The organism is Serratia proteamaculans (assembly GCF_004684015.1).
Taxonomy (GTDB): Bacteria; Pseudomonadota; Gammaproteobacteria; order Enterobacterales; family Enterobacteriaceae; genus Serratia; species Serratia proteamaculans_F.
This window is the reverse complement of the sequence record NZ_SRIA01000019.1, coordinates 214358-240610: the sequence shown is the minus strand read 5'-3', so window position 1 is coordinate 240610 and position 26253 is coordinate 214358. Positions and strand designations below refer to the sequence as shown.

Genomic DNA, 26253 nt, shown 5'->3' with positions numbered 1-26253 from the left:
TGGGCGCGGCCACCGCCGCGCCCCGATGTTTATTGCCCCAGCGTCACCTCCACCTGATGGGTTTTGCCATCGTCTACCAGCGTTATCACTGCCTCCGGCTGTATTTCACCGTCGATAGTCACCTGGGCCGCTCCCTGCCCCTGACGGACGGTCAATTGATACTCGCTGCCGCCTTCCCGATAATTCAGTGTCACCTGCGGCCAGTCCGCCGGCAGACGGGTGTTGACGGTCAGTCGGCTGCCATGGCGTTTCAGCCCCAGCAGTGACTCGACGATCAGCCGGTACATCCAGCCGGCGGAGCCGGTATACCAACTCCAGCCGCCACGGCCAACATGGGGCGCCACCGCGTAAATATCGGCGGTAACCACGTAAGGCTCGACCTTGTAGCGTTCGGCGGCGGTGCTGTCCAGGCTGTGGTTGATCGGGTTGATCAGTGCCATCAACTCCCAGGCGCGTTCAATATTGCCCATCTCGGCAAAGGCCATCACCGCCCAAACCGCGCCGTGGGTATACTGGCCGCCGTTCTCCCGCACGCCGGGCAGATAGCCACGGATATAGCCCGGATTCGGGCCGTTGCCGTCAAACGGCGGCGTCAGCAGTTTGATCAGTCCGGCCTGATCGTCGACCAGATGTTTATCCAGCGATTGCATCGCCTGCAGACTGCGTGGCTCATCACCGGCTCCGGACAGCACCGACCAACTCTGGGCGATGGCATCAATGCGGCACTCTGTCGATTCATGGGAACCCAGCGGTTCCCCACTGTCGAAATAGCCCCGGCGATACCACTCGCCATCCCAGGCGTGATTGCGCAGGTTTTCGCGCAGGGTGGCGGCCTGTTGGTGGCACTGTGTGGCCAGCCCGGTATCGTTGCGACGCTGTGCCAGTTCGCCGTAGCGCTGCAGAATATGGAACAGGAAGAACCCCAGCCACACGCTCTCACCGCGGCCCTCCAGACCGACCATGTTCATGCCGTCGTTCCAGTCACCGGCCCCCATCAGCGGCAGGCCATGCTCACCAAAGGTCAGCCCGTGTTTCAATGCCCGCACGCCATGTTGGTACAGCGTCTCCTGTATCGCACTGGGCGCCGGTTGTTCGTAAGAGGACTCCTCGCCAGGTGCCAGTTTGCGCGCTTCCAGATAGCCCACCAGTTCTTCCAGAATGGCTTGATCGTCGGTGGCGTCCAGATAGTGGCAAATCGCCAGCGGCAACCACAAATAGTCATCCGAACAGCGCGTGCGCACGCCGTTGCCCTGCGGAGGATGCCACCAGTGCTGCACGTCGCCTTCGATAAACTGGCGTGAAGCGCACAGCAGGATCTGTTCCCGCAGGCGTTCGGGGGCGGCATGGGTCAGCGCCAGCGTATCCTGCAACTGATCGCGGAAACCAAAGGCCCCGCCGGATTGATAGTAACCGCTGCGTGCCTGAATGCGGCAGGAGAGGGTCTGGTACAGCAACCAGCCGTTGGCCAGCAGGTTGACGGCCGGCTGTGGCGTGGTTATTTGCACCTTGTTGAGAATAGCGTCCCAATGGGCCGCGACCTGCTGCAGTTCATCCTGCAGGCTGTCTTCGCGCAGGTATTTATGCAGCAGCGCTTCGGCCTCATCGGCGTTTTGTCCAAGGCCCAGAGCGAAGACAAAGCTGCGCTGATCGCCGTCGATCAGGCTGATGGCCGACTGGACTGCACCGCAAGGATCCATGCTTGCGCCGGTCTTGCCGGACAGCCTTCGCAGCTTCAGCACCGCCGGACTGGCTAGCGATCCGTTGCGACCGATGAATTCACGTCGATCGCCACTGACAGAACAGTGCACACCGGTTACGCCGAAGAAAGCCGTTCTTTCCGATCCGCTGCTGCCGTAGTGATTGGTGGCCAGGATGCCGCAGCCGCTATCGAGCGTAGCCGGCTGGGTGACGATGTGCATGGCTGATTTTTGCCGCAGATCGCCGAGGATAAATTCCACATAGCCGGTGACCGACAGCTTGCGCGTGCGTCCGGAGGTATTGGTCAGCGTCAGCAGGAACAGTTTTACCGGTGCCTCCTTGGCCACCAGCACCTTGAGCTGGCTGTCGATGCCGTTCTCGCGGTGATCGAACACGCTATAACCGAAACCGTGACGGGTCAGGTAGTGGCCGCGACCACGGGCGGGCAGCGGTGTCGGTGACCAGAAGTGACCGTTCTCTTCGTCACGCAAATAAAAGGCTTCCCCGCTGCGGTCACAGACAGGATCGTTATCCCAGGGGGTCAGTCGGTACTCATGGGCGTTTTCATACCAGGTGTACGCCTGGCCGCTTTCCGAAATCACCGAGCCGAACATCGGGTTGGCTATCACGTTTGACCAGGGGGCCGGGGTGATCTTGCTTTCGTTCATCGCAATCACGTATTCACGGCCATCTTCCGAGAAACCGCCAAGGCCGTTATAGAACTGCAGGGCGTCGATGGCGGGCAACTGCGGCGAATGCAGGTTACGCGGCAGATTATCCACCGTTGCCAGTTTCGACGAGGCGGTGACCGGCGACAGCGGTTGCTGCAGAACCTGCGGCAGTTGCAGGCGTTGGTTGAGCTGTTCGGTCAGGCCGCCGCGCCGATCGTCGAGATAAATTCGTGCCACGCTGAGCAGCAACCGGTGATCTTCCGGTGACATATGCTCGCTGGTGCGTACGAAGATACCGCCGGGTTTGTCGGTTTGGGTGGATTCCATGCCAGCGGCGATCAGGCCCATTATCTGGTTCTGCAATTCCTGGCGGTAGCCGCCGACGTCTTCGTTGAGGATCACCAAATCGACCTGCAGGCCTTTCAGCCGCCAGTAGTTGTGTGCCTGGATCAGCTGTTGAACCAGCTCGATATTTTCGCCGTCGGTGACGGTCAGCAACACAATCGGCAGATCGCCGGAGATCGAGTGTCCCCACAGCCCTGACTGGCCGCGACGGTTTTGAATGATTTCGCTGCTGGCGGCGCGCATTTCCTGTGCCGGGAACACCACCGCGCTGGCCAGGCGGTTGAACAGGTTGGCGTCTTCCTCATTGGCGTTCAGTTGGCGCAGTACCACCTGGCTGTGTGACCAGGCCAGTTCAAACACGCGATCCGCCAGATGACGGTCGCGGTATTTTTCCAGCATCGCCAGGCCGCTGGCGCGATCGTCACTGACGCCGTAGAAGATATCCAGTGTCAGCGGGACATTCGGCTCCAGCACCACGCGCTGGCGGATAGCGATGATAGGGTCAATGACCGGCCCGGCGCTGTTGCTGAGCGGCGTGTTTTGATACAGCGCCTGCGGGTTGGCCGGGGTGCGGCCACGGCCGATAAACCTGGCGCGATCGGTTTCAAACGACGTTTGGCTGGAACGCCCCTGTACCGTCATCATATGCAGTAACCACGGGCATTTTTCCTTGGGTTCACGTGGACGGCGGTGGCATAAAATGGCGTCCTGATCCGGCAGCAGTTCGGTTTGTACAAACAGATTGCTGAACGCCGGATGAGCCAGATCGTTACCCGCCGGGGCCAGCACCACTTCCGCATAGCTGGTAATTTCGAGGGTACGCGGCTGTTTACCGCGATTGAGCAACGTCACCCGACGCAGCTCGATATCGTCTTCCGGTGAGACCACGATCTGCGTTTTGACCGACAGCGACCCCTGCTGATTCTGGAACTCGGCACCGGCATCATTGAACACGGCGCTGTAGCCCTTGGCAGCCCCCCCGATCGGTTGCCAGGTATTACTCCATACCTCGCCGGTTTGCGGATCGCGCAGGTAGCAGAATGCTCCCCAGTTATCGCAGGTAGCATCTTCGCGCCAGCGGGTCAGCGCCAGGTCTTGCCAGCGGCTGTAGCTGCCGCCGGCCTGGGTCAACATCAGGTGATAATTGACGTTGGACAGTAGCTGCACTTCCGGGATCGGCGTGTCCACCCGGTTAAATTCGCGTGCGGCGAAGCTGGCCGGGGTAATGGTGCCTTCGTGCGTTTCGAAATGGCGGCGAGCGCTGTACAGCTCAACCGCATCCGGCACCCGTTCCTGCAGTAGCAAACGTGCCGACTGGAACGCTGGATAGTCGGCAAAGCGCGAGACCATGGGTGCATCCAGCAGCAGGTGCGACAGGGCCAGGAAGCTCATGCCCTGATGGTGTGCCATATAAGAGCGGATAATCACGTACAGCTGGCCACGGCTGAGGCGTGCGGTGGTGTAATCCAGCGCCTCGTAGAAACCGTAACGGCCTTTGGCGCCATTTTGTTCCAGCGTGACCAGGTTATTGCAGGCGGCTTCCGGGTCAACAATCAACGCCATCACCGTGGCGTAAGGGGCGACCACCATATCGTCACCCAAGCCGCGCCTCAGGCCCAGTCCCGGCACGCCAAAGGCGTGGTATTGATAGTTCTGATCGGCATCGAAGCCAAAGTAGCCGGATTCGGAGATGCCCCAGGGCACGCCGCGCTCCTTGCCCCAGGCAATCTGTCGTTCCACTGCCGCCCGGCACATTTGCACCAGCAGTGAGTCAGGGTAGGCGGGCATCACCAACTGCGGCATCAGATATTCAAACATCGACCCGCTCCACGACATCAATGCCGCTTTATGGTCGATCAGGGTGAACAGGCGGCCGAGCGCAAACCAACTGCGTTGCGGTATTTGGTTGGTCGCTATGGCGACATAGTTGGTCAGGCGGATTTCCGAGGCCAGCAAATCGTACTTGCTGCCGTCCATGCGGTTTTGATCGCAGTTAAAGCCGACGGTCAGCAAATGGGTCGATTCGTCATACAGGAAGTGGAAGTCCATTTGCGCCATTTTTTCCAGCCGTTGCTGCAGGCTGTGTAACTGCGCCAGTCGTTCCTGTGCCAGTGCAGTCGCTGCGTCAAGCTTGCCTTGTTGATCGGCCGGCAGGGCCAACGAAGCCGGTGGATTCGCCAACCAGTGCAGACTGGGTACCTGCTCCAGCGCTGACTGCCCATCGCTCAGCCAGCCAAACCACTGTGTCCATTCGCTACAAAGTTCGTTGAGCTGTTGATGCAGCGCACCGGCCCAGCGCCGGGTTTCCTCATCGTGATTCAGCGCCGGTTCCTGCAGCCCATTACTGTAATTGCGCATGGCATTCAGCTCCGCCAGCAGCGCGACGGGATGGCAGTGGTGCGCCTGCTCCCAGTGGTTACGCAGTTTCGGCAGGTTCTTCGGTGCGGCGTCACCCCAGTGTTGCTCCAGCAATTGCAGGCTGTCGCCCAGCCCGGCCAGTATCCGTTGCGGGTCAATGACCGGTTTATGGACCAGCGCCGGCAGGCCGGCGCTGAGCGTCAGCAGATGGCCGGCCAGGTTGCCGCTGTCGACGCTGGAGATATAACGCGGGTTCAGCGGCTCCAGCGTGCGGGTGTCGTACCAGTTGTACAAGTGGCCGCGATAATGTTCCATGCGATCCAGGGTATTGAGTGTCAACCCGATGCGCCGCAGCGCTTCACTGAGCGTCAGATAGCCGAAGTCATAGGCGGTGAGATTGGCCAGCAGCGACAGCCCGATATTGGTTGGTGACGTCCGGTGCGCCACCACCGGTTCCGGTACCTCCTGATAGTTATCCGGCGGCAGCCAGTTCTCCTGTTGATTGACGAAGGTATTGAAGAAGTCCCAGGTCTGGCGGCTGGTATGGCGCAGGAAGCGCCGCTGTTCGTCGTTAAGTGCGGTTTGACTGCGCTGCGGTTCGTGGCTGAGGTAGTACAGCAGCAAGGGAGCCAGGATCCACAGAGCGGCAAGGGGGAGCGTAATAACCAGTGCCATCGGGTTATGCAGTACGGTGAAAAACAGTAACGCCAGGCCCGTCACCGGGTTAATCCACATGGCGCGGTAGAAGTTTTGCAGCGTGACCTGCTGGCGGGCTTTGGATTGATCGTAGCTGGTCCACTCTTGCAGATTGCGTTTAGTGACCAGTAGCCGCCAGAGGGTGACCATAATCGCTTTCAGGCTGTACAGCGTTTCATGCGGCAGCGTCGCCAGCCGTAGCCCAACCTGAGCCAAGCGGTGCAGCGAGCCGCTCAGTGCTAACCGCAGGTGCTGCAGGAAAGGTCTGCGCGGGGGTTTACGCACAATATCTTGCAGCAGCGCCAGCAGGGTGGGGAGCAGCAGGATAATGGCGAACACCGCCAGCCAATAGCGGGTATTTGGCAGCCAGACGAAACCGCAAAACAGCAACAGTAACAGGCTGGATGCCGTCAGGCTGCGGCGCAGGTTATCGAACAGTTTCCAGCGCGACAGGGTGCTCAGTGGGTTGGCGGTGCGGGTGCCGTCGGCGGTTTTCACCCGTGGCAGCAGCCAGTTGAGCAGTTGCCAGTCCCCACGGATCCAGCGGGAACGGCGTGCGACATCCACCAGATAGTTGCTGGGATACTGTTCGTACAACAGGACGTCACTCAACAGGCCTGAGCGGGCGTAGCAACCTTCGAGCAGGTCGTGGCTCAACACCAGGTTTGCCGGGCAGGTGCCCTTCATGCTGTGCGAGAACACATCCACGTCGTAGATGCCCTTGCCAATAAACGAGCCTTCGCCAAATAAATCCTGATAGATATCCGAGGCCATCAGGGTATAGGGATCATTGCCTGGCGTGCTGCTGCACAGTGCGGCATAGCGGCCTTGCCCATAACTCGGGATCTCTTCGGCCATGCGCGGTTGCAGGATGGCATAGCCTTCTACTACCCGTTGCTGACGGGCGTCATACTGCGGCTGATTAAGCGGATGCGCCATAGCGGCGATTAACTGGTGAGCGCTTTCACGCGGCAAGACGGTATCGCTGTCCAGCGTGATGACGTACTTGACGTTTTTAAGCACCTCCAGCCCGTCGCCAATCTGGGTACAGAAGGCGTTACCGCGGTTACGCAGCCAGTCGTTCAGCGCGTTCAGTTTGCCGCGTTTACGCTCCAGCCCCATCCACACGCCCTGTTTTTCATTCCATTCGCGATTGCGATGAAACAGGAAGAAGTGGCTTGGGCCTTGGCAGGGGTAGCGTGCGTTCAGTGCCGTCATCTGTTGGCTGGCATAATCGAGCAAGGCAACGTCATCGGCCTGCTGCTGATGGGGCGCATCGATAAAGTCGGTAAGCAGGGCAAAGTGCAGGTGTTTCATCGCGTTGCCCAGGTAACAAACCTCAAGGGCATTGATCAACTTATCAATGCCGCTTTTGCTGTCGATTAACGTCGGTATTGCCACCAGAGTCCGGAATTCGGCGGGAATACCACAGGAGAAGTCGAGCCTGGGCAACGGCTGCGGCGTGCGGCTGCGGGTTGTGACCTCGCTGAGCAGGTTAAGCACGAATTGACTGATGACAATCGCCATCGGGAAAAACAACAGAGCCAGTCCCCAACTGATGCCGGTGCTGTAAGCGTGGCGCAGCAGTTCTGCACAGCAGGCGGTAGTAATCAGGCTCAGGCTGCCGAGCCAGGAGAGCAGGGGGGCCTGACTTAACGCATGACGCAGCCGGGTAATACGGCCCAGGCGTACGTCAAGCTGTTGCTCCAATTCCGGGCGGCCATCGTCAATCAGGTAGTAACCGATGTGGTTGCAGCGGGGATCGCTGGACGGAATTTCTGCCGCCACGCGCGCCATATTCAGTACCTGTTGGGCGACCTGCACCTCATTGTACGGGCAGTGCCGCGCCAGCATCTCAATCACGTGGCGGTAGTTGTCGCGGGTGGTAAAGTGCATCAACGGGTAAACCCCGGCCGGATCCTGACGTAGGGTTTGTTCCACCTGGCTCATGGTTTCGACAAATTCGGCCCAGTCCATTTCGCTGAGCTGGCGCAGGCCGGAAATACTGTTGCTGACCGACAGTTGGCTGACAGCCAGCTGTTGGTTAAAACGGTGGATCAATTCATCCGACGTCAGGCTGACTTCTGCCAGACGTTGCTCTACCCAGGTGAGCGGCAGCGCCAGCATGGTGCCGTGGCCATGCAGGCGACGAACCAGCTCGGCGACAAAAGCGCTGGTGCGTGGGGGATTGGAGCGCGCCATATCGGCGATTACCACGATCAGGTTGGCCGGATCGTTCTCCGCAGATTCCAGCATTTTAGTCACCCAGCTGTCGGCCAGGTTACGCTCCTGCTGGGCCTGAGCCACCTCAATGCTGACGCGCCGCAGGTTTTCAATCAACGCCAGGCGTAGCATGCCGGGCAGTGCCCAAAGCTCGCCCAGCGTCAAATTGGCTTCTTTTTGATAGGCGGCGATATAGCGAGTAAGGCTTTCGGCGTCCCAGCGGCCATCTCCATGGGCTATGGCTTCGGCGGCAATGTCATAGATGCGCGGGCAGTTATGCGGCGCGCCCAGTTGGGGCAGACCACGGCCGAAGGTTTTAGGCAGATGGTGGCGTACAACGCGGATTTGTTCTTCGATCAGGTAGTAGTTGTCCAGCAGCCATTCGCCGGCCGGGGTCATGCTGGCTTTCTTGCCATTGCTGAGTTGGTGACAGCTTTCTGCCAGAACGCGTTCATTATCATCCAGCCGCTTCAGCAAATAGTAGGGAGTTTTGCGTGTCGCCAGCTTGTGTGAGCGCGCCAGGCGGTGGCCATAACGCTCCATTTGGTCGACAGAAAACAGTTCGGCCTTGATGGTGCCACCTGTCGGTTCCGGCTCGCCTTTGGCACGCCGGACAGGCAACGAATTTACTTTGGTTGTTTTGCGTTTCTTTTTTAACCAATTGATTAATATTTCTTTCACACAAAGGCTCCTTACATCTGACCCAAAGGGCAGCCGGTGTAACCGCTGGGAGATCGTGAATATCCTGTTTTTTGCGCCGGGTAGATCTGGCGTGGGTTTTTAGCAGGCAGGAACATGCCTTTTCAGTATAGCCGCACAATGCTTTATCGGACGCTTTTTGAACTAATTGTTTAGATTTAATAAACTATTTGTCGCCAGAGGCGTTGATTACCGACGCTATTTTTCCGCCGCTGCGTTTTGATTTACCGTATAATTCCTCACATTAAGTTTGGTTATTGAGGTGGTCGTGGAACAACTTTCGGCATTGCTGAGGCGCTTACGCCGGCAGCTTGAGCAACATTTGCCCTCTGAGGGTGGTTTCCGCCAGATTTCACTTCCCGTTCCGGCATCGCTGGCCGCCAACTTGCTGGAATGGCTGGCGGTGCAACCGGCATTCCCACAATTTTATTGGCATCACCGCGATGGGCATGAGGAGGCCGCGGTGTGCGGCGCACTGCGGCAGTTTACCCAGCCACGGCAAGCGCAGACCTTTCTCAGGGCGTATCAGGGCGCACGGGTTTGGGGGCTGAACGCTTTTGATGGCGCGGCGTATCTATTTTTACCGCGGCTGGAAATCCTGACCCGCGACGGTGAAACACAATTAACGCTTAATCTGTTTTCCGAAAGTTCGCTGCGCGACGATGCGGCCTTGGCCGACCGCTGGCTGGATCAATTGTCGACGGCCCAACCGATCGCACCATTAAAGGCGCAGGTGAGCCGGATGCAGCATCAGCCGGACCGCGCCGGATGGGAAGCCATGCTGTGTGAGGCCTTAAAGGCCATCAGCGGGCGGCAGATGGAAAAGGTAGTGCTGGCGCGCCGTACCTTACTGACGCTCGATGGCCCACTGTCTGCCCCGGCGATGATGGATGCCAGCCGCCGGGTCAATCACCGCTGTTATCACTATATGCTGCGCTTTGATGCGCACAGCGCATTCCTCGGCTCCAGCCCGGAAAGACTGTATCTGCGAAATGACCGTCGTCTGCTGACCGAAGCGCTGGCGGGCACCGTCGCCAATCATCCCGATCGACAGCAAGCCCATGCGCTGGCGCAATGGTTACTGCAGGACGGCAAGAATCAGCATGAGAATCTGCTGGTGGTGGATGATATCTGCCAGCGTCTGCAAGGCGGTGCCGATGCGGTGGATGTGTTGCCGCCTGAAGTGGTGCGCTTACGTAAGGTGCAGCATTTGCGGCGGCGTATTGAAGGCCGGCTCAATGACAACGATGATGCCGATTGCCTGCAACGGTTGCAGCCTACGGCGGCGGTGGCCGGGTTGCCACGTCAGGCGGCTCGCGAGTTTATCCTGCAACATGAACCTTTCCCCCGTGGCTGGTATGCCGGGTCTGCCGGTTATCTGTCCTCCTCCCGCAGTGAGTTTTGCGTCGCGCTGCGCTGTGCGCAGATTGAAGACCAGGAATTACGACTGTATGCCGGTGCCGGTATTGTGGCCGGTTCTGACGCTGCGGCAGAGTGGCTGGAAATCGAAAACAAGGCCGCCGGGCTGCTGACTTTACTGCTGCCAGAGCCGTTACGCTGAATTTCCCTGCTTATACTCCGGATTTATTGAGCGAATGACGCAGTGAGTGTAAACTGCTTGTGATTTTTATGTTTATTTTTTGTTCTAAATCAATTAATTGTCTACCATAAAGTCACCGGGATATACGGCGTTTTTGCGCTGGCGCAAAAGTCGTAAAGATAACTACTCATATAATGCAGAACATCACTCTCGGCGTGCCGCTGCCTGGCGGGCGCCAGAGGCAGATTCTGTTAACCGACTTGTGAGCGAATTATGTCGACAAGTGTTTTTAATCGTCGGTGGGCGGCGTTGCTGTTGGAAGCGCTGGCTCGCCATGGAGTACGGCATGTCTGTATCGCTCCGGGATCGCGTTCTACGCCGTTGACGCTGGCTGCGGCGGCTAACAAGTCTTTTATCTGCCATACCCATTTTGATGAGCGCGGGCTGGGCCATTTGGCGCTAGGCCTGGCGAAGACATCGCGCGAGCCGGTGGCGGTGATCGTCACTTCCGGCACCGCCGCCGCCAATCTTTACCCTTCCCTGATCGAAGCCGGGCTGACCGGTGAACGGCTGGTGTTTCTTACTGCCGACCGACCGCCTGAACTGATCGACTGCGGTGCCAATCAGGCGATCCGCCAAAACGGTCTTTATGCCAGTCACCCGACGTTGAGTATTGATCTGCCACGCCCGACGACGGATATCCCCGCCAGTTGGCTGGTATCTACCCTCGACAGCGCAATGGCGCGCCTGCAGCATGGGGCCTTGCATATTAACTGCCCGTTTGCCGAACCCTTGTACGGCGGTGATGAACAACAGTATGCCGACTGGTCGGCGACGCTCGGCGACTGGTGGCAGGGTAACCAACCCTGGCTGCGGGAAGAGAGCCTGCAAGCTGTGCTTAAGCAACCTGACTGGTTCTTCTGGCGGCAAAAGCGCGGCGTAGTGGTCGCGGGGCGTATGAGTGCACAAGAGGGCGAGCAACTGGCGCAATGGGCCGAGATGCTCGGTTGGCCGCTGATAGGCGATGTGCTGTCTCAGACCGGGCAGCCGCTGCCCTGCGCCGACTTATGGCTGGCCCAGCCGCAGGCGCAAAAACTGCTGGCCGATGCGCAATTGGTGGTGCAGTTCGGCAGCAGCCTGACCGGCAAGCGCCTGCTGCAGTGGCAGGAACAGTGCCGGCCGCAAGAGTATTGGCTAATCGATGAATTACCGGGGCGACTAGATCCGGCGCACCACCGCGGGCGCCGGATCCGTGCCAGCGTGGCGCAGTGGCTTGAACTGCACCCGGCACAACCGCGTACCCCGTGGGCCGATGAGTTGACGACGCTGGCGGGCAACGCACTGGATGCCGTCTCCGGCTATTTGGTTAACCGCTTTGGTGAGGCGCAGTTGGCGCACCGATTGCCGGAACTGCTGCCGGAAAACGGCCAACTGTTTCTCGGCAATAGCCTTATCGTACGCTTGATTGATGCGTTGACCCGCTTGCCGGCCGGTTATCCGGTATTCAGCAACCGCGGTGCCAGCGGCATCGACGGCCTGATTTCCACTGCCGCAGGCGTCCAGCGGGCGACCGCCAAACCGACGTTGGCGGTGGTGGGGGATTTATCGGCACTGTATGACCTGAACGCGCTGGCGCTGCTACGCCAATGTTCAGCGCCGACGGTGCTGATTGTGGTTAATAACAACGGCGGCCAGATTTTTTCACTGTTGCCAACGCCGGAAGAAGACCGGCAACGGTTCTACTGCATGCCGCAGGACGTGGAGTTCAGCCATGCGGCAGCGATGTTCAAGCTGGCTTACGCTTGCCCGGAAAATTGGGGACAGTTGCAGCAGGCGGTGGAACAGGGCTGGCGCCACAGTGGCGCCACGTTGATTGAGCTGCAGGTGCCGCCGAGTGATGGCGCGCAGACGCTGCAGCATCTGGTGCAACAGATGGCGGAGCAATGATGCTGGCGACTAAAGTATTGCAACAGGGGGAGGCTGATCGACCGTGGCTAATCTGGTTGCACGGCCTGTTGGGCAACAATAATGAATGGCGAGTGATTGCTTCACGCTGTGCTGAATGGCCGTCGTTGGCGATTGACCTGCCCGGTCACGGTGATTCCGTTGCAGTCACCTGTACCCACTTCGACGATATCAGTGCGCAGATCAGCGCGACATTGCAGATGCACGGTATCGAACGCTATTGGCTGGTGGGCTATTCGCTCGGGGGACGCATTGCCATGTATCACGCCTGCTACGGCGAAACCCGTGGCCTGCAGGGGGTGATTATTGAAGGCGGCAACCCGGGGTTGGCCGACGCAGCACTGCGCGAGCAGCGGCTGGCGCATGATGTGGCCTGGGCCGAACGTTTTCGCCGGGAACCCCTCACCGAGGTGCTGGCCGACTGGTATCAACAACCGGTGTTTGCCAATCTCAGCGCGGTGCACCGTGAAGCGCTGATCGACGCCCGCTCTGACAACAGCGGCGCGGCCGTGGCGGACATGCTGGAAGCCACTTCGCTGGGCAAACAGGCTTATCTGGCCCCGCAGTTGCAACAACTGGCGGTGCCGCTGGTGGTGCTATGCGGCGCTGATGACCACAAATTTCAACAGCTGGCGCGCGACGCCGGGCTGCCGTTACGCATCGTGCCGCAGGCCGGACATAACTCGCACCTGGCCAATCCGCAGGACTTCGCCGCCGAGCTGCGCAATTTTCTCGATAACCCTGGTTAAAGGAACCGAATATGCTCTATCCAAATGAAGAACAACTGTATGCCGCCATCGAATGGCAGGATTGCTCCGGTGATTTCGAAGATATTCTGTATCACAAGTCCAGCGACGGTATCGCTAAAATCACCATCAACCGTCCACAGGTACGTAATGCCTTCCGCCCGCACACGGTAAAAGAGATGATTGAAGCGCTGTCCAATGCCCGTTACGACGACGGTATTGGCACCATTATCCTCACCGGCGCCGGTGACAAAGCCTTCTGCTCCGGCGGCGATCAGAAAGTCCGCGGCGACTACGGCGGCTATCAGGACGACAGCGGTGTACATCACCTGAACGTGCTCGACTTTCAGCGCCAGATCCGTACCTGTCCGAAGCCGATAGTGGCGATGGTGGCCGGTTATTCAATCGGTGGCGGCCACGTGCTGCATATGATGTGTGACCTGACCATCGCGGCGGACAACGCCATTTTCGGCCAGACCGGCCCGAAAGTCGGTTCGTTTGACGGCGGCTGGGGCGCTTCTTACATGGCGCGCATCGTGGGGCAAAAGAAGGCTCGCGAAATCTGGTTCCTGTGTCGTCAGTATGATGCCGCTGCGGCCCTGGACATGGGCCTGGTCAATACCGTGGTGCCTTTGGCCGATTTGGAGAAAGAAACCGTGCGCTGGTGCCGCGAAATGCTGCAGAACAGCCCAATGGCGCTGCGCTGCCTGAAAGCGGCCCTGAACGCCGACTGCGACGGTCAGGCTGGCCTGCAGGAATTGGCGGGTAATGCCACTATGCTGTTTTACATGACCGACGAAGGTCAGGAAGGGCGCAACGCGTTTAACGAAAAGCGCCAGCCGGACTTCAGCAAATTCAAGCGTAATCCGTAATGAACACCAGCCCTCGTAACGCGACCCTTTACCGTTACAGCCTGCCTATGGACGTCGGCGTGGTGCTGCGTAATCAGCGGTTAAAAACTCGCGATGGTTTGCTGATCCATCTGCAGCAGGGTGAGCAAGAAGGCTGGGGCGAGGTCGCGCCGCTGCCGGAGTTCAGCCAGGAAACGCTGGCGCAGGCCGAACAGGCGGTGCTGAGCTGGTTGCAGAGCTGGCAAAGTGGGGAATTACCTCCCGAAAGCCCGTTGCCTTCAGTGGCGTTCGGTACCAGCTGCGCATTGGCGGAGTTGGAACACCAACTGCCGCAGCAGGCTGATTACCGTAAAGCGCCGCTGTGCACCGGTGACCCTGATGAGCTGTTCGAAGTATTGACCGCTTTGCCAGGTGAGAAGGTCGCCAAGGTGAAGGTTGGGCTGTATGAAGCGGTGCGTGACGGCATGATAGTCAACGTGCTGCTCGAGGCTCTGCCGGATCTCAGGCTGCGGCTGGATGCCAACCGCAGTTGGACGCGCGCCAAAGCTGACGGGTTTGCCAAATACGTCAACCCAGCGCTGCGTGAGCGCATTGCTTTCCTTGAAGAACCTTGCAAAACCCGTGATGAATCGCGGGATTTCGCTCAGGCGACGGGCATTGCCATTGCCTGGGACGAAAGCGTGCGTGAGGCGGATTTTGTGGTGCAGGCGGAACCGGGCGTGGCCGCGATAGTGATTAAGCCGACGCTGGTCGGCAGCCTGACCCGTTGTCGATCGCTGGTGGAGCAGGCCCATGCGGTGGGGTTGACGGCGGTGATCAGCTCGAGCATTGAATCCAGCCTGGGGCTGACGCAGTTGGCGCGCATTGCGCATTGGCTGACGCCGAGCACGGTGCCTGGACTCGATACGCTGGATCTGATGCAGGCTCAATTGCTGCGGAACTGGCCGGGCAGCAAGCTGCCGTTACTGAGTCAGCAAGCGCTGGAGTGTTTATGGCGCAGTTGAATGAATGGCCGTGGCGACATTGGGCGCAGCGACGTCCGCAGGCGGCGGCGCTGATTGTCGGCCATCAGCCGGTGAGTTGGCTGGTGTTACGGCGTCAGGTGGACAAGCTGGCGGCGGATTTTCAGCACCAGGGGGTGGAGCCCGGCTGCGGCGTTGCGTTGTTCGGTAAGAACAGTTATCCCTTGTTACTGGCCTATCTGGCACTGTTGCAGTGCGGTGCGCGGTTGCTGCCGCTGAATCCGGCGTTACCCGTTTCTCTGTTGGCGACGCTGTTGCCCGAGTTGGATATCGATTTTGCCTTCAGCCCGGATCAACTGCCGACCTTGCCAACCAGGATCATCCGTTTAAATCCCCCGTCTACCGAATCCCGCTGGCTGAATCCGCCGCGCTGGGATCCGCAGCGGTTGGCGACCCTGACCCTGACCTCCGGCTCCAGTGGCAGACCAAAAGCGGCCGCGCACAGTTACGCCGGTCATTTGGCCAGTGCCGAAGGCGTACTGCAGTTGATGGATTTCCAGGCGCAGGATCGCTGGTTGCTGTCATTACCTTTGTTTCACGTTTCCGGACAAGGCATTGTCTGGCGCTGGCTGCTGGCGGGGGCCACGCTGGTGGTGCGTGATATGCATCCGTTGGCCGATGCTCTGGCGGGCTGTACTCATGCATCCTTGGTGCCGACGCAGCTTTGGCGTTTGCTGGCACAACCGCTGGCGGCTCTGACGCTGAAAAAAGTGCTGCTGGGGGGCGCGATGATCCCGGTAGAACTGACCAAACAGGCAGAGGCTGCAGGGATCCGCTGCTGGTGTGGCTATGGCCTGACTGAACTGGCTTCCACGGTATGTGCCAAGCGTGCCGATGCACGGCCAGGCGTTGGGCTGCCGCTGGCAGGGCGGGAAATTAAACTGGTGAATGAAGAGGTGTGGATCCGCGGGCGGAGTCTGGCGCTGGGATATTGGCTGCAGGGCCGCTTGTTGCCGATCGTCGATGATCAGGGCTGGTTCCATACCCGCGATCGTGGCGTCCTGGATCAGGGCGAACTGCGAATTATCGGCCGGTTGGACAACCTGTTTTTCAGCGGCGGAGAAGGCGTTCAGCCAGAAGATATTGAGCGCGTATTGGCGGCCCATCCGCAGATTTCACAGGTGGTGGTGGTGCCAGTCGATGACGCCGAGTTTGGCCAACGGCCGGTGGCGGTGATCGACAGTGAAGAACCAATCGAATTGGGCGAACTACTGGCCTGGTCGCAGGATCGGCTGGTGAACTTCCAGCGGCCAATGGCGCTGTTGGTGATGCCGAATGAGTTGAAAGCTGGGGGTATCAAGATCTCGCGCCGTCAGTTGCAGCAATGGGCGGCGGAGCAGCTCTCGGCTCAATAAAAAAGGCCGCCAGAAGACGAGGCGGCCTGACCGTTGAAACGGAGTTTATTTCAGGCCTAACGCCTTGGCTACGCCGGCACCGTAATTCGGGTGCACTTTGGTAAACAATTCAACCTGACGGCGCTGAATTTGCTCCGGTACCTGCGACAGTTCACCGGCGATGCGGGTGAACATGCGTTGGTGCTCTTCGGCACTCAGCAGGTTGAACAACGCGCGCGGCTGGCTGTAGTAATCATCGTCTTCACGGTGATTCCAGTGGTCAGCGGCACCTTCAATGCTCAGCGGGGGTTCACTGAAGTCCGGTTGCTCCTGGAACAGACCGAAGCTGTTCGGCTCGTAGGTGGCTCCATTGCCGCTGTTGCCATCCACACGCATCGCCCCGTCACGGTGATAGTTGTGGAACGGGCATTTCGGGCTGTTAACCGGGATCTGATGGTGGTTTACCCCCAGACGGTAACGGTGCGCATCCCCGTAAGAGAACAGGCGCCCCTGCAGCATTTTGTCCGGCGAGAAGCTGATACCAGGCACCACGTTGGCCGGGTTCACCGCCACCTGTTCCACTTCCGAGAAGTAGTTGTCCGGGTTGCGGTGCAGTTCGAAGAAGCCAACGTCGATCAGCGGATAGTCGCCATGCGGCCATACCTTGGTCAGATCGAACGGGTTATAGGGAGTCTGAGAGGCTTCGTGTTCCGGCATGATCTGAATCTGCAGTTTCCAGCGTGGGTAGTCACCCCGTTCGATGGCTTCATACAGATCGCGCTGTGAGCTTTCACGGTCTTTGGCGATAATCGCTTCCGCTTCATCATCCATCAGGTTTTCAATGCCTTGCTCGCAGCGGAAGTGGAACTTCACCCAGAAGCGTTCGTTGTTGGCATTGATAAAGCTGAAGGTGTGGCTGCCGAAGCCGTGCATATGGCGATAGGATTTAGGAATACCCCGGTCGCTGAAGTCGATGGTCAGCTGATGCAGGCTTTCTGGTGACAGCGAGAAGAAATCCCATTTGTAGGTTGGATTACGCAGGTTGGTGCGCGGATCGCGTTTGACTACGTGGTTGAGATCGGGGAATTTCAGCGGATCGCGCAGATAGAATACCGGCGTGTCGTTGCCCACCAGATCCCAATTGCCTTCCTCGGTATAAAACTTCATGGCGAAACCACGAATGTCACGCTCGGCGTCGGCAGCCCCACGCTCACCGGCTACGGTGGAGAAGCGGATGAACATGTCGGTTTGCTTGCCGATCTCAGAAAAGATTTTTGCGCGGGTGTACTGGGTAATATCGTGGGTAACGGTGAAAGTGCCGTAGGCGCCGGAGCCCTTGGCGTGCATGCGACGCTCGGGGATCACTTCACGGTCGAAATGGGCCAGCTTTTCCAGGAACCAGACGTCCTGCAGCAGCATCGGACCACGTTTGCCTGCGGTGATCACGTTATTATTATCGACAACCGGGGCACCGGCGGCGGTAGTTAATCCTTTCTTGCTCATCACTTACTCCTTAGCGTATTGCAATCGAGTGAAGACTCGGGCGAATTAAGCGTTCATCATCATAATCTGGCAGGGCGTTGTTACCCTGACTTGGGTCAATGCCACTACTAGTTGTAGACCTATTGAACGCCTGCGGCAAATAGGTCTGAGTTATCGTTGCCATTACCACAGGGAATGAGGCTTTTGCTTGCAGAACTTTACATTTCTTTGATTAATTAAGGATTTATCCCTTAAAGACCGGTTGCGCTTTGGTATAGACTTGTGACGGTATTATTACGGGTTAATTCATATCATTCGTAATGGATGAAGCAGCAAGAGGGATAGATGATGAAAAAGACTTTGGTCGCCTGCGCAGCAAGTATGCTGTTTGTGACCGGTGCAGCGAGTGCACTCAGCCTGTCGGGCGAAGCTGGGGAGCATTACACCAACCTGGGTTTCGGCCAGGATACCGGCACTTCCGGCTTGGGAATAACAGGTAACTGGGCGCGCAGCGATCATGACGGCAACGTCGGCAGCCTGGGGTTGAATTTCGGTGTCCCGCTGGGGCCGTTGACCGCCACAGTAGGTGGCAAAGCGCTGTTTTTGAGCCCGAAAGACGGTGATAACGGTGGCGCACTGGCGTTGGGCGGTGGCCTGGACTGGGCTATCAACCGTTACTTCAGCCTGCATGGCGAAGGCTATTTTGCCCCGGAGTCGCTGACCAGCGGCGTGAAGGCCTATAACGAAGCCAGCGGTGGCCTGCGTTGGAATGTTTTCCGCCCACTCAGCGTCGATGTAGGTTATCGCTATATCAAGATGGAAGGGAAGGACGGACGTCGTGACAACACCTTGGCCGATGGCCCGTATATTGGTGTCGGTCTGAGCTTCTGATACAAAGCACAAAGGGGCCAAGCGGCCCCTTTATTTTATGGTTCTCTCTATTACCCTACCGCCGGCAGAATGCCGCTGGCAATGCCCAACTGAATGGCAATCACCGTTATCCCGCAAACAAACACCAGTGCCAGTGCCGGTGTGCCACCCCAGACGCGGTATTTCGCCTGATGCTGCTGACGCGTTTTCCACACCAGCAACGACGGCAGCAACAGCGCCAGCACCGCCAGCGCAATGGCGGCAAAACCCAGAGCCAACACAAAGCCACGCGGATAGAACAGGGCGAAAGCCAACGGCGGCAAGAAAGTGATGGCACCGGTCTGCAAACGCCCCCGCACGTTGTCCTGGCGCTTAAACAGGTCGGCCAGAAAATCAAATAGCCCGAGCGCAACCCCAAGGAACGAGGTAGCCAACGCCAGATCGGCAAACAGGTGCACTGCCAGTTCGACATGGGGGGACGCCACGACGTCACGTACCGCCTGCAACAGACCGTTCAGACCGGCTTGCTGCGCTAAAATGCCGACGAAAGTGGTGGAGCTGATGCTGCCGAGGGTCGCCAACTGCCAGAAAATATAAGCCACCAGTGGAATGGCGCTGCCGATAATGAACACCCAACGCAGTTTACGGATATTGCCGCCCATGTAGTTAACAATACTGGGTACGCTGCCGTGGAAGCCGAAAGAAGTGAAAATCACCGGAATGGCCGATAGCGCCAGCCCTTGCTCCAGTGGCAGGGTCATCAGGTTGGTTTGATGGATATTTGGCAACATCAGGCCCAGCATGACGATCAGGAAAACTACTTTGGCGCTGAACAGGATGCGGTTAAATAAGTCGACCGAATGGGTACCGATGCAGACGACGCCGCCCGCTACCAGAGTAAACAGCAGCACACCGAGCGTGGTAGGGAAATCCTGCGAGGTCCATTGGCTGATGCTGGCCGCCAGTAATTCACCGGCACCGCTGATATAGGCCGCAGTCAGGGCATACATCAGGAACATCATGCTAAAACTGGTCAGCCATTGCCCGCCGCCGCCAAGATAGCGCTTTGCCAGAGTACCGAGGCCGGTATCCGCCTGTTCATGCTGATAAACCTCAACCAGCAGCAGCGCGGTATAACACATCAACAGCCACAGGCCGACCAACAGACCCAGCGTGACGCCAAAGCCGACACCGGCCGCCGCCAGTGGCATCGCCAACATCCCTGCGCCAATGGTGGTCCCAGCCACGATAAAAACACTGCCAAGCGTGCGATTCTTCACGTTTTTCTCTACCAGCCAAAGATTTTGGAAAATTATAGGTAACTCATTCTAAGTGCGGCAGGATAGATGATGGATTATTTTGTGTCAAACAGGCGTTACGGTTTGTGTAATATTATGTTTACATGTTGGCGATCCACGTGATGTCGCAAAAAAATGCCTTCGACACAAATTAACCGGCAATGCGTAGTGAAAACTTATTTACAGGCTTCTATAGTGGAATGATCAGAAAATGTGGGAGAGATCAATGTTAAGGGTGGAGATGCTTAGCACCGGTGATGAGGTGCTGCACGGGCAAATTATAGATACCAACGCCGCCTGGCTGGCAGACTATCTGTTCCAGCAGGGTATGCCGATGAGCGGCCGTGAAACGGTGGGGGACAGCCTCTCCTCTTTGATTGAAACATTGCTGGAACGTAGCCACATCGCCGATGTGTTGATCGTGAACGGAGGCCTGGGGCCGACCAGTGACGATCTCAGCGCGCAGGCGGCGGCTAGCGCTTGCGGTGTTGAGCTGGTGGAACATGCCCAATGGTTGGCGCGTATGGAGGCTTATTTTGCCGAGCGTGGTCGACCGATGGCGGCTTCAAACCGTAAACAGGCGCAGATCCCGGCAAACGCCGAGATGCTCGATAACCCGGTGGGTACCGCCTGTGGTTTTGCGTTGAAACTGAACCGGTGCACGATGTTCTTCACCCCCGGTGTCCCTTCTGAATTCAAAGTGATGGTCGAACAGCAAATTGTACCGCGCCTGCGCGAGCGCTTTACCTTGCCGTCACCGCCGCTGTGTTTGCGTTTAACCACCTTTGGTACTTCCGAAAGCGATCTGGCCGCCGAACTCGATGGCATGCCGCTGCCGCCGGAAGTGGTGCTCGGTTACCGCTCTTCCAGCCCTATCATCGAGCTGAAGCTGACCGGCCCGGTCAGCCAGCGTGCGGCGATGGAGCAGGCCTGGGAGCGGGTACGCCAGGTGGCGGGTGACAACACTCTGTTTGAGGGCACTATCGGTTTACCGGCAGCACTGACGCAACGCTTGAACCAGCAGGGGTTGAAGCTGGCGTTGAGCGAACAGTTCAGCGCCGGATTGATCAATCTGCAGTTGCAGACCGAAGGCGCACCGCTGGCCGGTGGCGAGTTGCTGCCGTCGCACTGTGTGGAAACGCTGGAAACCACGCTGGCCCGTGCGCGTTCACTGGCGGAACTGACCGGGGCGCAACTGGCACTGGCGGTCAGTGCCATGAACGGCAACCAGGTGAGCGTGGCGCTGCACACGCCGAAAGGCGGTATTGGGCAGACGGTACGTTACCAGGCTGCACGACATGGCTTACGGCTGCGACAAGAGTCGGTAGCGATGCTGGCTTTGGACATGCTGCGGCGTTGGCTGAACGGTGGGCCAGTGTGTGGGAAAAACGGCTGGCTGGAGATCGTCGAGATTATCGAGTAGAGAATGCTTGATGGTAGTGATATATCCCTTACTAATCATAATATTATAAGGGGTTATCGCGTTGAGGACAGGCTGTTACAGTCGCTGCGGGTGCTTGAGACTATTCGTCTTGGGCATTGTGTGGCAAGGCGGATAGATGAAAGCCCCAAACTGACTCTCAATCAGAATGGGGCTGCACATACCGCCTAGACACCGGTATGGTAGCCCCTTCACAGCAAGGAGGCAAGCATGCGGTTAAAGCATGTGTTTCACTCGTTAACTGTTGTATGTATTACGATTTTGGTATTTATCTGGATGATAAGAGGCTCACTGTGTGAGCTGGCAATCTATCAGGAAAGTATCACTATTTTGATCAGGTTGGCTTGTGATGTGAAGCGGTAATCATAGGGCGGGGGAAACCCCGCCTTCTGGTCTCCAGGCGTGGTTTCAGGCACCCAACTTCTTCAGATTTCCTGTTTGATTCACTCTACGCTATACCACAACAAGGCAGGATCTTGCTCGTCGATATTATTGAGTAGAAAATGCTTGATGGTAGTGATATATCCCTTATTAATCATAATATTATAAGGGGTTATCGTTTTGAGGACAGGCTGTTACAATCGCTGCGGGTGCTTGAGACTATTCGTCTTGGGCATTGTGTGGCAAGGCGGATAGATGAAAGCCCCAAACTGACTCTCAATCAGAATGGGGCTGCCCTAACGCCTAGACACCGTTATGGTAGCCCCTTCACAGCAAGGAGGCAAGCCATGTATAAAAAGCATGCGCTATACGCGTTAACTGTTGTATGTATTACGGTTTTGGTATTCATCTGGATGATTAAAGATCGCTTTTGCGGATTAGAAATCTACCAGAAAGATATCACTATCCTGATGACGTTAACCTGTATGTGAAGCGGTAATCATAGGGCGGGGGAAACCCCGCCTTCTGGTCTTCAGGCGCAGTTTCAGGCACCCAACTTTTTACAGTTCCAGTTCGATATCGGTCAGTGGCATGCAGCAGCAAGGCAGAATTTCGCCGTCGTTGATAAATGCCAGTGGCTGCTGATGGTAAACCACATTACCTTTCACCAATTTCAGGCGGCAGGCACCGCAATAGCCGGAACGGCACTGGTATTCCACTTCAACGTCATGCAATTCCAACACGTCTAGCAGGCAGCCTTCACTTTTGGGGCAGGATAGCTGCGTGCCGGTGGCACGCAGCGTGACGATTGATGATGCCATCGCTTAGAGTTCGAAGTCGCTCAGGTCGTCGGCATGCACTTCCGAGTCGATCTGGCCGACCAGGTAGGAGCTGACTTCTACTTCCTGCGGCGCCACCTGAACGTTGTCTGACACTAACCAGGCGTTGATCCATGGGATCGGGTTGGAGCGGGTGGCGAACGGCAGGCCGAGACCCACTGCCTGCATGCGGATATTGGTGATGTATTCCACATACTGGCACAGAATGTCTTTGTTCAGGCCGATCATCGAGCCGTCACGGAATAGGTATTCCGCCCACTCTTTTTCCTGCTCGGCTGCCAGCACAAACAGGTCATAGCACTGCTGCTGACACTCAACGGCGATTTCCGCCATCTCCGGGTCATCTGCGCCGGAACGCATCAGGTTCAGCATATGCTGGGTGCCGGTCAGGTGCAGCGCTTCGTCACGGGCAATCAGCTTGATGATCTTGGCATTGCCTTCCATCAGTTCACGTTCTGCGAAGGCAAATGAACAGGCAAAGCTGACGTAGAAGCGGATGGCTTCCAGGGCGTTAACGCTCATCAGGCACAGATAGAGCTGTTTCTTCAGGGCACGCAGGGTAACGGTCACTGTCTTGCCGTTGACCTGATGGGTGCCTTCACCCAGCAGATGATAGTAGCCGGTCATCTCGATCAGATCGTCGTAGTAGCCGGAGATGTCTTTCGCGCGCTTGAGGATCTCTTCGTTGGTGACGATGTCGTCAAACACCAGCGCCGGATCGTTGACGATGTTACGGATGATATGGGTATAAGAACGGGAGTGGATGGTCTCAGAGAAGGACCAGGTTTCTATCCAGGTTTCCAACTCCGGGATCGAGATCAGCGGCAGCAGGGCGACGTTCGGGCTGCGGCCCTGGATCGAGTCGAGCAGCGTCTGATATTTCAGGTTGCTGATGAAAATGTGTTTTTCATGTTCCGGCAGCGCCTGGTAGTCGATACGGTCGCGGGAAACGTCCACTTCTTCCGGACGCCAGAAGAAGGACAGTTGCTTCTCAATCAGTTTTTCGAAAATTTCATGTTTTTGCTGATCGAAACGTGCAACGTTAACCGACTGACCGAAGAACATCGGCTCCAGCAACTGGTTGTTTTTATTTTGAGAAAATGTGGTGTAAGCCATAAGCCTGAGTCCATCGTAACGTGGCTAAATGAAGGGGCCGGAAGAGTTCCGGCCCGCTGTGTCAAACTTTAGATCTTGCAGGCGCCGCTTTCGCAGTCATCATCGCCGCCTTTGGCCGGCAGCAAGTCTTCCTGAATATCATCGGCACCGTCGCGGGTGTTCTGATAGTACAGCGTCTTGACACCAAACTTGTAGGTGGTGAGCAGGTCTTTCAACAACTGCTTCATTGGCACCTTGCCGCCGGTGAAACGGGTTGGGTCATAGTTGGTGTTGGCCGAGATCGACTGGTCGATAAACTTCTGCATCAGACCGACCAGTTGCAGGTAACCGTCGTTGTTCGGCATTTCCCACAGCAGTTCGTAGTCGTTTTTCAGACGTTCATACTCTGGCACCACCTGGCGCAGAATGCCGTCTTTCGACGCTTTGATACTGATGTGGCCACGTGGTGGCTCAATGCCGTTGGTAGCATTGGAAATCTGCGAAGAGGTTTCCGAAGGCATCAGCGCCGACAGGGTCGAGTTGCGCAGACCGGTTTCCTTGATCTCTTTACGCAGGGTTTCCCAGTCGTAGTGCAGAGGTTCCTGGCAGATGACATCCAGATCTTTCTTGTAGGTGTCGATCGGCAGGATGCCCTGTGAATAAGTGGTTTCATTGAACCACGGGCAGGCGCCCTGTTCCTGAGCCAGACGGTTCGAGGCCTTCAGCAGGTAATACTGGATGGCTTCGAAAGTCTTGTGGGTCAGGGCATTGGCGCTGCCATCGGAATAGCGCACACCGTTCTTCGCCAGGTAATAAGCGTAGTTGATCACGCCGATACCCAGGGTGCGACGCCCCATGGCACCACGATGAGCGGCTTTGATTGGGTAGTCCTGATAATCCAGCAGGGCATCCAGCGCACGTACCGCCAGGGTAGCCAGCTCTTCCAGATCGTCCAGGCTCTCGATGGCGCCCAGGTTGAAGGCGGACAGCGTACACAGGGCGATTTCACCGTTTTCGTCGTTGACGTCATCGAGTGGCTTGGTCGGCAGGGCGATTTCCAGACACAGGTTGGACTGGCGTACCGGTGCGATCTGCGGATCAAACGGGCTGTGGGTGTTGCAGTGGTCAACGTTCTGGATGTAGATGCGGCCGGTAGAGGCGCGTTCCTGCATCATCAGTGAGAACAGCTCAACCGCTTTCACGCGTTTCTGGCGAATGCTGTCGTCTTGTTCGTACTGGGTGTACAGGCGTTCGAATTCGTCCTGATCGGCGAAGAACGCGTCATACAGGCCCGGGACGTCAGACGGGCTGAACAGGGTGATGTCCTGACCCTTGATCAGGCGCTGGTACATCAGGCGGTTCAACTGCACGCCGTAGTCCATGTGGCGCACGCGGTTGCCTTCAACGCCGCGGTTGTTTTTCAGTACCAGCAGGCTTTCAACTTCCAGATGCCACATTGGGTAGAACAGAGTGGCCGCGCCGCCGCGCACGCCGCCCTGCGAACAGGACTTCACCGCGGTCTGGAAATGCTTGTAGAACGGGATACAACCGGTATGGAAAGCTTCACCGCCACGGATCGGGCTGCCCAGCGCACGGATGCGGCCGGCGTTGATACCGATGCCGGCACGTTGCGAAACGTATTTCACAATGGCGCTGGAGGTGGCGTTGATGGAGTCCAGGCTGTCGCCGCACTCGATCAGCACGCAAGAGCTGAACTGGCGGGTTGGGGTGCGCACGCCGGACATGATTGGCGTAGGCAGAGAAATCTTGAAGGTGGAGATCGCGTCGTAGAAACGTTTAACGTAGTCCAGACGGGTATCACGCGGGTAGTTGGAGAACAGGCACGCGGCTACCAGGATATACAGGAACTGAGCGCTCTCGTAGATCTCGCCGCTGACGCGGTTCTGCACCAGATACTTCCCTTCGAGCTGTTTAACGGCTGCGTAGGAGAAGTTCATATCACGCCAGTGATCGATAAAGGAGTCCATCTGCTCGAACTCTTCAGAGCTGTAGTCTTCCAGCAGATGCTTATCGTACTTGCCCATTTCTACCATGCGCGTTACGTGAGCGAGCAACTTCGGCGGCTCGAATTGGCCGTAAGCTTTTTTACGCAGGTGGAAGATGGCCAGGCGTGCTGCCAGATACTGGTAGTCAGGCGCATCGCGCGAGATCAGATCGGCTGCAGCTTTGATAATGGTTTCATGAATATCAGCAGTTTTGATGCCGTCATAAAACTGAATATGAGAACGCAACTCTACTTGAGAAACCGAGACGTTGTTTAACCCTTCCGCGGCCCAGTCGATGACACGGTGGATTTTGTCGAGGTTGATGCGCTCTTTACGGCCATCGCGTTTAGTTACAAGCAGACTTTGGTTCATGTGGTGTTTTACCTGTCCGTATGGTGCCCCTAAGCAGAAGTGTAGTAGCTCTGCTCAGTATGTAAACACTATATATAGGGGTTGTATGTCGGTGAGGTAACAAGATAGTGAGAAAACAGGGCGTTTGCAAGTGAACAAAAGTGGCCTAATTTGTGGATAACTTGGGGGTGAAATGTGACTTGTCTTTCGCAGTGCGCGCTGTGACTGGCGCGACAAGCTTGTCAATAAGTGGGATAAGAATTTCCCTAGAATCAGAAAAACGTGATCGTTTGCCGCTTTATTAAACGTTAGAAAAAAACGGCATATTGATCTGATTTAATA

At 57.3% G+C, this 26253-nt stretch carries 16 protein-coding genes; 10 read left to right on the top strand and 6 right to left on the bottom strand.

The features are described from left to right. Window positions 1-29 precede the first annotated feature (29 nt). Window positions 30-8672 carry a GH36-type glycosyl hydrolase domain-containing protein gene (locus tag E5C26_RS16750; protein ID WP_135317326.1) on the bottom strand — a complete coding sequence of 2881 codons (8643 nt, stop codon included), beginning with the start codon at window positions 8670-8672 and terminating at the stop codon, window positions 30-32. A gap of 286 nt (window positions 8673-8958) precedes the next feature. Between E5C26_RS16750 and menF the strand changes: the two genes are divergently transcribed. From menF to menE, 6 genes are all read left to right on the top strand, one after another. Beyond that, window positions 8959-10251 (top strand): isochorismate synthase MenF, encoded by a 1293-nt coding sequence (gene menF, locus E5C26_RS16745; RefSeq protein ID WP_135317325.1) that lies wholly within the window; start codon window positions 8959-8961, stop codon window positions 10249-10251. A gap of 252 nt (window positions 10252-10503) precedes the next feature. Further along, window positions 10504-12177, top strand: coding sequence for a 2-succinyl-5-enolpyruvyl-6-hydroxy-3-cyclohexene-1-carboxylic-acid synthase (menD, locus tag E5C26_RS16740; RefSeq protein WP_135317324.1), 1674 nt, complete (start codon window positions 10504-10506; stop codon window positions 12175-12177). Beyond that, window positions 12174-12944 (top strand): 2-succinyl-6-hydroxy-2,4-cyclohexadiene-1-carboxylate synthase, encoded by a 771-nt coding sequence (gene menH, locus E5C26_RS16735; protein WP_135317323.1) that lies wholly within the window; start codon window positions 12174-12176, stop codon window positions 12942-12944. Before menD ends, menH begins: the two co-directional genes overlap by 4 nt. Before the next feature lie 11 nt (window positions 12945-12955). Continuing rightward, a complete protein-coding gene (menB, locus tag E5C26_RS16730) occupies window positions 12956-13813 on the top strand; it encodes a 1,4-dihydroxy-2-naphthoyl-CoA synthase (RefSeq protein ID WP_012145996.1) in 858 nt (285 codons plus the stop codon). Further along, the gene (gene menC / locus E5C26_RS16725) at window positions 13813-14796 is read left to right on the top strand and encodes an o-succinylbenzoate synthase (RefSeq protein WP_135317322.1); all 984 of its coding nucleotides are present in this window, start codon (window positions 13813-13815) and stop codon (window positions 14794-14796) included. The genes menB and menC overlap by 1 nt, the downstream gene beginning before the upstream one ends. Further along, on the top strand, window positions 14784-16169 hold the full coding sequence (gene menE / locus E5C26_RS16720) for an o-succinylbenzoate--CoA ligase (protein ID WP_135317321.1): 1386 nt from the start codon (window positions 14784-14786) through the stop codon (window positions 16167-16169). The genes menC and menE overlap by 13 nt, the downstream gene beginning before the upstream one ends. Window positions 16170-16214: 45 nt before the next feature. Here the strand turns inward: menE and katA are convergent, their stop codons facing one another. Next, the gene (gene katA, locus E5C26_RS16715) at window positions 16215-17651 is read right to left on the bottom strand and encodes a catalase KatA (protein WP_167796666.1); all 1437 of its coding nucleotides are present in this window, start codon (window positions 17649-17651) and stop codon (window positions 16215-16217) included. 327 nt (window positions 17652-17978) lie between these two features. Here katA and E5C26_RS16710 point away from each other — a divergent pair, with 327 nt between their 5' ends. Next, window positions 17979-18521: a YfaZ family outer membrane protein gene (locus tag E5C26_RS16710; protein WP_135317707.1), complete on the top strand. Its 543-nt coding sequence runs from the start codon at window positions 17979-17981 to the stop codon at window positions 18519-18521. Between the two features lie 50 nt (window positions 18522-18571). Here E5C26_RS16710 and tyrP read toward each other — a convergent pair whose 3' ends face one another. Further along, window positions 18572-19780: a tyrosine transporter TyrP gene (gene tyrP / locus E5C26_RS16705; protein WP_012145991.1), complete on the bottom strand. Its 1209-nt coding sequence runs from the start codon at window positions 19778-19780 to the stop codon at window positions 18572-18574. Window positions 19781-20024: 244 nt separating this feature from the next. Here tyrP and E5C26_RS16700 point away from each other — a divergent pair, with 244 nt between their 5' ends. From E5C26_RS16700 to E5C26_RS24955, 3 genes are all read left to right on the top strand, one after another. Beyond that, on the top strand, window positions 20025-21221 hold the full coding sequence (locus E5C26_RS16700; RefSeq protein WP_135317319.1) for a nicotinamide mononucleotide deamidase-related protein YfaY: 1197 nt from the start codon (window positions 20025-20027) through the stop codon (window positions 21219-21221). Window positions 21222-21449: 228 nt separating this feature from the next. Further along, a complete protein-coding gene (locus E5C26_RS24905) occupies window positions 21450-21602 on the top strand; it encodes a Hok/Gef family protein (protein ID WP_135317318.1) in 153 nt (50 codons plus the stop codon). Between the two features lie 140 nt (window positions 21603-21742). Further along, the gene (locus E5C26_RS24955) at window positions 21743-22111 is read left to right on the top strand and encodes a Hok/Gef family protein (RefSeq protein WP_312847932.1); all 369 of its coding nucleotides are present in this window, start codon (window positions 21743-21745) and stop codon (window positions 22109-22111) included. A gap of 69 nt (window positions 22112-22180) precedes the next feature. On the opposite strand, the gene yfaE is transcribed toward E5C26_RS24955, so the two are convergent. The 3 genes from yfaE to nrdA all read right to left on the bottom strand — a co-directional run bounded on the left by yfaE (window position 22181) and on the right by nrdA (window position 25932). Further along, the gene (gene yfaE / locus E5C26_RS16685; RefSeq protein WP_135317317.1) at window positions 22181-22441 is read right to left on the bottom strand and encodes a class I ribonucleotide reductase maintenance protein YfaE; all 261 of its coding nucleotides are present in this window, start codon (window positions 22439-22441) and stop codon (window positions 22181-22183) included. A gap of 3 nt (window positions 22442-22444) precedes the next feature. Further along, window positions 22445-23575, bottom strand: a complete 1131-nt coding sequence (nrdB, locus tag E5C26_RS16680; protein WP_135317316.1) for a class Ia ribonucleoside-diphosphate reductase subunit beta — start codon at window positions 23573-23575, stop codon at window positions 22445-22447. 68 nt (window positions 23576-23643) lie between these two features. Beyond that, window positions 23644-25932, bottom strand: coding sequence for a class 1a ribonucleoside-diphosphate reductase subunit alpha (gene nrdA / locus E5C26_RS16675; protein WP_135317315.1), 2289 nt, complete (start codon window positions 25930-25932; stop codon window positions 23644-23646). Window positions 25933-26253: the final 321 nt, after the last annotated feature.

Bases quoted from the DNA above. Each gene is read 5' to 3' on its own strand.
- menD (WP_135317324.1), top strand. From the start codon at position 10,504: ATGTCGACAAGTGTTTTTAATCGTCGGTGGGCGGCGTTGCTGTTGGAA.
- menH (WP_135317323.1), top strand. From the start codon at position 12,174: ATGATGCTGGCGACTAAAGTATTGCAACAGGGGGAGGCTGATCGACCG.
- menB (WP_012145996.1), top strand. From the start codon at position 12,956: ATGCTCTATCCAAATGAAGAACAACTGTATGCCGCCATCGAATGGCAG.
- menC (WP_135317322.1), top strand. From the start codon at position 13,813: ATGAACACCAGCCCTCGTAACGCGACCCTTTACCGTTACAGCCTGCCT.
- menE (WP_135317321.1), top strand. From the start codon at position 14,784: ATGGCGCAGTTGAATGAATGGCCGTGGCGACATTGGGCGCAGCGACGT.
- katA (WP_167796666.1), bottom strand. From the start codon at position 17,651: ATGAGCAAGAAAGGATTAACTACCGCCGCCGGTGCCCCGGTTGTCGAT.
- E5C26_RS16710 (WP_135317707.1), top strand. From the start codon at position 17,979: ATGAAAAAGACTTTGGTCGCCTGCGCAGCAAGTATGCTGTTTGTGACC.
- E5C26_RS16700 (WP_135317319.1), top strand. From the start codon at position 20,025: ATGTTAAGGGTGGAGATGCTTAGCACCGGTGATGAGGTGCTGCACGGG.
- E5C26_RS24905 (WP_135317318.1), top strand. From the start codon at position 21,450: ATGCGGTTAAAGCATGTGTTTCACTCGTTAACTGTTGTATGTATTACG.
- E5C26_RS24955 (WP_312847932.1), top strand. From the start codon at position 21,743: ATGCTTGATGGTAGTGATATATCCCTTATTAATCATAATATTATAAGG.
- yfaE (WP_135317317.1), bottom strand. From the start codon at position 22,441: ATGGCATCATCAATCGTCACGCTGCGTGCCACCGGCACGCAGCTATCC.
- nrdB (WP_135317316.1), bottom strand. From the start codon at position 23,575: ATGGCTTACACCACATTTTCTCAAAATAAAAACAACCAGTTGCTGGAG.
- nrdA (WP_135317315.1), bottom strand. From the start codon at position 25,932: ATGAACCAAAGTCTGCTTGTAACTAAACGCGATGGCCGTAAAGAGCGC.